The organism is Salipiger sp. PrR002 (genome assembly GCF_010500775.1).
Lineage (GTDB): Bacteria > Pseudomonadota > Alphaproteobacteria > Rhodobacterales > Rhodobacteraceae > Salipiger.
Window position 1 is genome coordinate 1 of record NZ_JAAGOU010000060.1, and the last position, 7898, is coordinate 7898.

Genomic DNA, 7898 nt, shown 5'->3' on the forward strand with positions numbered 1-7898 from the left:
ATCGTGCCGATGTTGCAGTGCGGTTTGCCGCGCTCAAACTTTTCCTTTGCCATCTTTACAGACGTCTCACCTCTAGGGGGTCGACTGCGACCCGGTTTCGCATCGCGGGCCGTTTATTGAGTCGAGAGCAGAAAATCAAGCGTCTGTTGACAAATGGCGGCTTCGAAGCGCGGTTATTCGGTCACGGTTTCGCGCTCTCGGCCAGCCTTGGCCGATGTCGCAGCGGCAATTTCCGCCTCCTGCCCCGCGTCCGGCCCCTCCTGCGCGGCGGTTTCGGCCTCCGCACTGGCGGCCGCCAGACGCGCCTCTGCCGCATCCTGCGCCGCCTCGCCGCCGAACCAGCCCTGCGCGCGCAACTCGCGGCGCATCCACATCTCGATCTGCAGCGCCGCATTGGCCGAGAGGTTGCGCATCTGCTCGGCCTTCGACTGGGTGAGGCCCGAGCCCGCCAGCGTTTCGGGGGTGATCGCCTCCATCACGGTGATCTGCTCGGGCGTGTCGTTGAGCTTTTTCTGCGCCGCATCGTCCCAGACCGTCACCTTTAGGATCAGCGCCGACTTGGGGCTGAACACCAGCGGCACGCCGGGCTGGGCCAGCACATAGCCTTCGACGCTGGTGCCGATGTGATAGTATTTCTCGCCGCCCTGCCGGTCGAAGCGCTCCTCGATGGCGTGATCCACCGCGGCTGTCCATCCCTCGGCGCTGGCCTCCCGCGACAGCGGTCCCTTGACGATGTTGGGCGCCACCACCTCGGAGAAGCCGAGCTTGAAATTGCCCAGCGGCTCCGCCGGTTTCTCAAGATTGCGCTGGCCGTTGGCGCAGGCGGTGAGCCCGAGAAGCATGGCAAGGGCGGCGGCAAGGCGGAACATGGTCGAACTTTCGGCAAACACTGGGGCCCGAGGGATAGCCCGGCGGCGGCGGCGCTGGCAATCTCCCGGCTTTGCCGTGGCCCCCAGCGCACCTATCTTCTGCTAAGAGGTGTGACATGATCGAAACGTCGTCCGAACCCCAAAGCCCCGCCGCCCCCGCCCCGCTGCCGGTGCGCGCACCGCTGGTGACCGAACCCTTGGGCATTCTGGCCAGCCTGCGGGCGGCGCGGCGCAATCTGCTGGCGATCATCCCCGATCTCGCGACCCGCACGCCGATGGTGTCGGGCCGCACCGGCGCGCGCTGGCATATGCTGATGGAGCCGGGCGCGATCCGCGAAGTGCTGCTCGAACGGCTCGACGACTACCCCAAGTCGATGGTCACCAAGAACCTGCTGCGCCCGGCGATCGGCGAGTCGATGTTCGTCGCCGAGGGCGCGCAATGGCGCTGGCAGAGGCGCGCCGCCGCCCCCGCCTTCTCCGCCCGCAATATGAGCAACCTCGGCCCGATCATGGCCGGTGCCGCGGACCGGGCGGCGCAGCGGATCGCCGCGCAAAAGGGGCGCGCGGTCGACCTCTACGAAGAGATGGTGACCACGACTTTCGACGTGATCTCCGAGGTCACCTTTTCCGGCGGCGAGGCCTTTGCCCGCGACGCGGTGCACCGGGCGATCGACGGCTATATCGCCGAGGCCGGGCGGATCTCGCTGTTCGACGTGCTGGGCCTGCCCGATTGGGTGCCCCGCCCTGGGCGCATGCGCTCGGCGGGCGGGCTGACCGAGATGAAGCGCGTGGCGGATGCCGCCATTGACGACCGCGCCGCCCGCGGCCCGCGTGAGGTGCCGGACCTGCTCGACCTGCTGCTGGCAGGCGAGGACCCGGAAACCACGCGCCGCATGAACACCGCCGAGCTGCGCGACAACCTGCTGACCTTCATCGTCGCCGGGCATGAGACCACGGCAATCACCCTGTCGTGGGCGCTCTACCTGCTGGCGTTCGATCCCGAGGCGCAGCAGCGCGCGCGGGACGAGGTCATGGCGGGGGTCAGCGGCGATACCGCCAGCGCCGCCGAGGTTGCCGAGCTGCCCTATCTGCGCCGGGTGATCGACGAGACGCTGCGGCTCTATCCGCCCGCCGGGATCGTCTCGCGCACGGCGCAGGTGCCCGACGAGCTCTGCGGGCGCGAGATCAAGCCAGGCGATACGGTGATGATCCCGATCTACGCGCTGCACCGCAGTCATCGCCTGTGGGAAGACCCGGACGCTTTCCGCCCAGACCGCTTTGTCGAAAAGCCGCCGCGCTACGCCTATCTGCCCTTCGGCGACGGGCCGCGGATCTGCATTGGCGCGGCTTTTGCGCTGCAGGAGGCGCTGATCGTGCTCGCGACGCTGCTCAAGCGCTTTCGCTTCGGCGCCGTCGAGGGCCGCGCGCCGGAGCCGGTGATGATCCTCACCCTGCGCCCCGAGGGCGGCGTGTGGCTGGAGGCCGAACCGCTCTGACGCCGCGCCTCTGGCACGCTTCGGATATGCGTATTTGGAAAGAGAAGAAGCCCTTTAACCTTGGGTCCTTCTTCTCTTGAAAAATACGCCGGGGGTGAGGCGCGCAGCGACGAGGGGGCAGCGCCCCCTCCCTTTCTCAGTCGCGGTTGGCGCCGGGCACCCAGAGCACATCCGCCGCGCCGCCATCATTGGCCATGCGCGCGGCGCAGAAGAACCAGTCGCTGAGCCGGTTGAGATAGGTCACCGCCGGGCGGTTCACCTCTTCGAGCGTGGCCAGTTCCACCGCGCGGCGCTCGGCGCGGCGGGCGACGGTGCGGCACTGGTGCAGGAAGGCGGAGGCCGCCGTGCCGCCGGGCAGCACGAAGCTGCGCAGCGGTTCGAGCTGGGCGGTCATCGCGTCCATCTCGGTCTCAAGCCGGTCGACCTGCGCCTGCGTCAGGCGCAGCACCGGGTAGCCGGCCTCGGCGTCTTTGGCCATATCGGGGCGGGCAAGGTCGGAGCCGAGATCGAAGAGATCGTTCTGGATGAGCGCCAGCTTCGCATCCAGCGCCGGATCCGCGTGCAGCCGCGCCAGCCCCACCACCGAGTTGAGCTCGTCCACCGTGCCATAAGCCTCGACCCGCGGCGCGAATTTCGGCACCCGAGAGCCATCGACCAGCGCCGTGTCGCCCTTATCGCCAGTGCGGGTGTAAATCTTGTTGAGCACGACCATTCAGCTTCTCCGGATCAGCACAAAGACGAGGATGAGCACCACCGCCGCAAATTGCGCGATGATGCGCCAGCGCATCGCCTTGTTGGCGTATTTCTTGTTGAAGGCGCCTCCCTTCGCGAAAGAGCCGATGCCAAAGAGCAGAATGCCCACGACCGCCATCATCACGACGGCAACGACCAGAAACAGCGGGTCATCGCGCATGGATTTGCCTCCCTATCCTCTTGCTTCGCACATAGCCGGTTCGCGACCAAAAGCGAAGGCGCGCGGCTGCGACCTTAGCGCGCTCCACCCGGCCTCCTGCACCTAGCGGGCGCGTTCGATGATCCAGTCGAGCAGGCGCGACGGCAGCAGGCGGCGCAGCGTGCCCATGATGTGGGTCGGCGTGGTGACATAGTAGCGCGGCGCGGGATGATCGCTTTCCAAGGCACGGATCAGCTTTTCGGTGACCGCCGAGGCGGGCAGCTCGAATGTGTCCTCTTGAGGGGCCGCATAGAGCCGCTTGCGCAGCGAGCCTTCGTATTGCGCGCGGCGCGGGCTGTCCTGCCAGTTCACCCACCGCTCGAAGTGAGGGACGGAATTGGCGCGGATCTTCGAGGTGATCGGGCCGGGCTCGACGAGGATCACCTTGATCGGCGTGTCCGACATCTCGATGCGCAGCACATCGGTCAGCCCTTCGAGCGCGTGTTTGGTCGACACATAGGCCCCGCGCCACGGCATCGGCACCAGCCCCAGAACCGACGAGCAGTTGATGATCCGCCCGTGCCCCTGCGCGCGCATCACCGGGATCACCATGCGGGTCAGCGTGTGCCAGCCAAAGAGATTGACCTCGAAGATCTCGCGCAGCGCGCCGGTAGGCAGATCCTCAAGCGCCCCCGGCACCGCGTAGGCGCCATTGTTGTAGAGCGCGTCGAGCGTCCCGCCGGTGGCCGCCAGCACCTCTGCCAGCGCCACCGCCATCGAGGCCTCGTCGGCATAGTCGAGCCGCGGGCTCTCGAAGCCTTCGGTCCGCAGCCGGGCGCAATCCTCTTCGCTGCGGCAACTGGCAAACACCCGCCAGCCACGGGCGCGCAGCCCGCGGGCCGCCGCAGCGCCGATGCCCGACGAGCAGCCGGTGATGAGAATGGATTTTCGGGATTCTGTCGCAGCCTGTTCGGTGCTCAATGCCATACGCCGGTCTCCTGTTCGCAAAGAACGGGATAGGCGAGGCTGGCAGGGGCTGCAATCGCTGGTGGCTCAGTCCGCCGCCTCAGTTCACCGCCTCAATTTACAGCGGCGGCGAGATAGGCGTCATACATCCAGCCAGCGGTGCCGCCATCTTGCGCCTGCAGCTTCACCCAGCCGTCGCCGGGATCGCTGAGCACTTCCACGCGGTCGCCTTCGGCGAGCTGACCGACGACGCTGTAGCTGGTGCCCGGACCATAGCGCAGGTTGACCCGGCTGCCGGTGACCTTGCGCAGATCCGCGGGCGTCTCAGGCTCGGCGCTTTCAGGCTCGAAGCTGGCCGCGATGGGTTTGTCGGGCACTGCTGCCAGCGCTAGATCCATGCTCTTGGCTGTCGCCGCTGCCTTGGTCACAGTCGCCTGCGATTCGGCGGGCCCCACATCGGTGAGCGAGGCGGTGCTGGCGCGGGTCACCTCAGGCTCAACGGCGGCGTCTGCTGAAGCTGCAGGCAGAGTTTCGGCCTCGGCTGCGCGGACCATCACCGGAAGATCGACACCATTGGTTCCGGCGGAGAATTCCGCGCCTCCGGACATCGAATACCAAGCCCAGCCCAGAAGGCCAAAAGTAAGCACCATAAGGCGTTTCATGCTGAAATCTCCTGAACAGAAAAGGGCTGGCTGAAAAAGGCCGCTGGCGCACCGTTCCAATACTCGGCGTCACGCTCAGCATAGCCGATTTGCGCGCTCGCCTTAAGCGGGAATATGGAAAAATCCGCTCTGAATGGAATTCGCGGTGCGGATCGCTTGCCCGCGCTTTTCTGCGCGGGTATCACAATATGCATGAACGATATCGTCGATGACCCCAACATGAACCCTCGTAACGTGGCAGAGACCCTGCGCCGGGCAATCGGCGAGCGGTACCTGACCTATGCTCTGTCGACGATCATGAACCGGGCGCTGCCAGACGCCCGTGACGGGCTCAAGCCCGTGCATCGTCGTATCCTTTATGCAATGCGCCGGCTGCGACTTAGTTCCAGCGGGGGCTTCCTGAAGTCGGCAAAAATCTCCGGCGACACGATGGGGGATTTCCACCCGCATGGCGACGCGGCGATCTATGACGCCATGGCGCGCCTCGCGCAGGACTTCACCATCCGCTATCCGCTGGTCGACGGTCAGGGCAACTTTGGCAACATCGACGGCGATAACCCGGCGGCCTCGCGCTATACCGAGGCGCGGATGACCATCATGGCCGAGGCGCTGCTGCAGGGCCTCGACGAGGACGCGGTGGACTACCGCCCGAACTACGATGGCCGCCTCGAAGAGCCCGTGGTGCTGCCCGCCTCCTATCCCAACCTGCTGGCCAACGGCTCGTCGGGCATCGCGGTGGGCATGGCGACCAACATTCCGCCGCACAACATTGGCGAGCTGATCGACGCCAGCCTGCATCTCATCAAGTCGCCGAACGCGCTGGACGAGACGCTGCTGCAATATGTGCCCGGCCCCGATTTCCCCACCGGCGGGGTGATCGTCGAGTCGCGCGAGAACATCGCGCAGGCCTATGCCACCGGGCGCGGCTCGATCCGCCTGCGCGCCAAATGGGAGGTCGAGGACCTTGGCCGCGGACAGTGGCAGGTCGTGGTCACCGAGATCCCCTATCAGGTGCAGAAGTCCAAGCTGGTCGAGCGGCTGGCCGAGCTGATCCAGACCAAGAAGGTGCCGATCCTCGCCGACATCCGGGACGAGAGCGCCGAAGACATCCGCATGGTGCTGGAGCCCAAGAGCAAGAACATCGACCCCGATCTGCTGATGAACCTGCTGTTCAAGAACAGCGATCTGGAGATCCGCTTCTCGCTCAATATGAACGTGCTGATCGACGGCGTGACACCGAAGGTCTGCTCGCTGAAGGAGGTGCTGCGCGCCTTCCTCGATTTCCGTCGCGACGTGCTGTGCCGCCGCTCGCGGCACCGGATGGAAAAGATCGACCACCGCCTCGAGGTGCTGGAAGGGCTGATCATCGCCTTCCTCAACCTCGACCGCGTCATCGACATCATCCGCTATGATGAGGACCCCAAGGCCGCGCTGATGCGCGAGGACTGGGGCCGCAAGACCGCCCGCGCCACCTCCGAGGCCGATTACGTCTCCCCTGCCCCGGTGTCGGGCGAAGACGAGTTCGGCCTGACCGAGGTGCAGACCGAAGCCATCCTCAACATGCGCCTGCGCAGCTTGCGCAAGCTCGAAGAGATGGAACTGGTCGCCGAGCGCGACAAGCTGATGGAAGAGCGCGCCGGTCTCGAAGACCTTCTGGCCAGCGAAGACCTGCAGTGGAAGCGTATCTCGGGCGAATTGCGCGAGGTGAAGAAGGCCTTCACCAAGGATCTCGAGCGGGGCGCGCGGCTCACCGCCTTCGCCGAAGCGGGCGAGGTCGAGGAAGTGCCGCTGGAAGCGATGATCGAGCGCGAGCCGATCACCGTGGTCTGCTCGCAGATGGGCTGGATCCGCGCAATGAAGGGCCATATCGACCTGAACTCGGAACTGAAGTTCAAGGACGGCGACGGCCCGCGCTTCATCTTCCATGCCGAGACGACGGACCGCCTGCTGGTCTTCGGCTCGAACGGGCGCTTCTACACGATCTCTGCCGCCAACCTGCCCGGCGGGCGCGGCATGGGCGAGCCGCTGCGGCTGATGGTCGACCTGCCCAACGAGGCGCAGATCATCGACATCTTCGCGCATGTGCCGGGCCGCAAGCTGCTGCTGGCCTCCTCTGCCGGGGACGGCTTCGTGGTGCCCGAAGCGGATGTTCTGGCGCAGACCCGCGCGGGCAAGCAGGCCCTCAACGTCCGCGAGCCCGCCTTCGCCAAGATCTGCAAGCCGGTGACGGGCGACGCGGTGGCCGTGGTCGGCGAGAACCGCAAGGTGCTGGTCTTCATGCTCGACGAACTGCCCGAGATGGGCCGGGGCAAGGGCGTGCGCCTGCAGAAGTACAAGGATGGCGGCCTGTCGGACCTGACCACCTTCACACTGGCCGACGGCCTCACTTGGAAGGACCCGGCCGGGCGCACGCGTACCCAATCCGACCTCTCCGAGTGGATCGCCAAGCGCGCCACCGCGGGCCGTATGGCGCCGCGCGGCTTCCCGCGGGACAACACGTTCACCTGATCTGCCTCGGCAGGCAGGACTGAAATCTCACACAAGGGGCCGCCTTCGGGTGGCCCTTTTGCTGTTCGACTCCGCTGAAAGCGACCCGCCGCCCCCTCTGAACCGAGGTCTGCGAATCAAGTTTCGGCCCTCCCTAAGCCCTGATCAGGCATCGCCTCAGTCCATCGCCTATTTTTTATGCAAACCGCCAACGCGCGCGAAACGCGTTTCCGACCGTTCGAATTTCCGCCGCGACATCGCGCTGCTTCGCGTCCACACAAGCGCGCTAACGCAGCGGCGTTTTGGCACGCTTGGCCAAATTGGCACTGTTTCCCTCGCGTTCACTTCGCTATCACCCCACGGGAGAACCAGAAGTGCCGTGCTTGCCGCGGCGAAACAAAGGGAGTGATCCGCTCATGAAGGTGCTTGTGCCCGTGAAGCGCGTGATCGACTACAACGTGAAAGTCCGCGTGAAAGCGGACGGCACGGGAGTCGATCTTGCCAACGTCAAGATGTCGATGAACCC

8 protein-coding genes and 1 pseudogene are annotated in these 7898 nt (G+C 65.8%); 3 read left to right on the forward strand and 6 right to left on the reverse strand.

The features are described from left to right. Positions 1-173: 173 nt before the first annotated feature. The gene (locus G0A00_RS25585; RefSeq protein WP_164185501.1) at positions 174-869 is read right to left on the reverse strand and encodes a hypothetical protein; all 696 of its coding nucleotides are present in this window, start codon (positions 867-869) and stop codon (positions 174-176) included. A 116-nt stretch (positions 870-985) separates the two neighbouring features. Here G0A00_RS25585 and G0A00_RS25590 point away from each other — a divergent pair, with 116 nt between their 5' ends. Continuing rightward, positions 986-2365, forward strand: a complete 1380-nt coding sequence (locus G0A00_RS25590; RefSeq protein ID WP_164185500.1) for a cytochrome P450 — start codon at positions 986-988, stop codon at positions 2363-2365. A 136-nt stretch (positions 2366-2501) separates the two neighbouring features. Here G0A00_RS25590 and G0A00_RS25595 read toward each other — a convergent pair whose 3' ends face one another. The 5 genes from G0A00_RS25595 to G0A00_RS25615 form a co-directional block, all read right to left on the reverse strand. Beyond that, on the reverse strand, positions 2502-3077 hold the full coding sequence (locus tag G0A00_RS25595; RefSeq protein WP_164185498.1) for a cob(I)yrinic acid a,c-diamide adenosyltransferase: 576 nt from the start codon (positions 3075-3077) through the stop codon (positions 2502-2504). After that, positions 3078-3278 carry a twin transmembrane helix small protein gene (locus tag G0A00_RS25600; protein ID WP_066102764.1) on the reverse strand — a complete coding sequence of 67 codons (201 nt, stop codon included), beginning with the start codon at positions 3276-3278 and terminating at the stop codon, positions 3078-3080. Positions 3279-3380: 102 nt separating this feature from the next. Continuing rightward, positions 3381-4244 (reverse strand): SDR family NAD(P)-dependent oxidoreductase, encoded by an 864-nt coding sequence (locus G0A00_RS25605; protein WP_164185496.1) that lies wholly within the window; start codon positions 4242-4244, stop codon positions 3381-3383. 92 nt (positions 4245-4336) lie between these two features. Next, positions 4337-4885 (reverse strand): SH3 domain-containing protein, encoded by a 549-nt coding sequence (locus tag G0A00_RS25610; RefSeq protein ID WP_164185494.1) that lies wholly within the window; start codon positions 4883-4885, stop codon positions 4337-4339. After that, positions 4882-5079: a hypothetical protein gene (locus G0A00_RS25615; protein ID WP_164185492.1), complete on the reverse strand. Its 198-nt coding sequence runs from the start codon at positions 5077-5079 to the stop codon at positions 4882-4884. Before G0A00_RS25615 ends, G0A00_RS25610 begins: the two co-directional genes overlap by 4 nt. Between G0A00_RS25615 and G0A00_RS25620 the strand changes: the two genes are divergently transcribed. Beyond that, complete coding sequence (locus G0A00_RS25620; RefSeq protein ID WP_066102770.1) at positions 5078-7393, forward strand: DNA topoisomerase IV subunit A; 2316 nt, start codon at positions 5078-5080, stop codon at positions 7391-7393. The genes G0A00_RS25615 and G0A00_RS25620 overlap by 2 nt on opposite strands. Positions 7394-7788: 395 nt before the next feature. Further along, a pseudogene (locus tag G0A00_RS25625) lies at positions 7789-7898 on the forward strand (electron transfer flavoprotein subunit beta/FixA family protein); the annotation flags it as partial.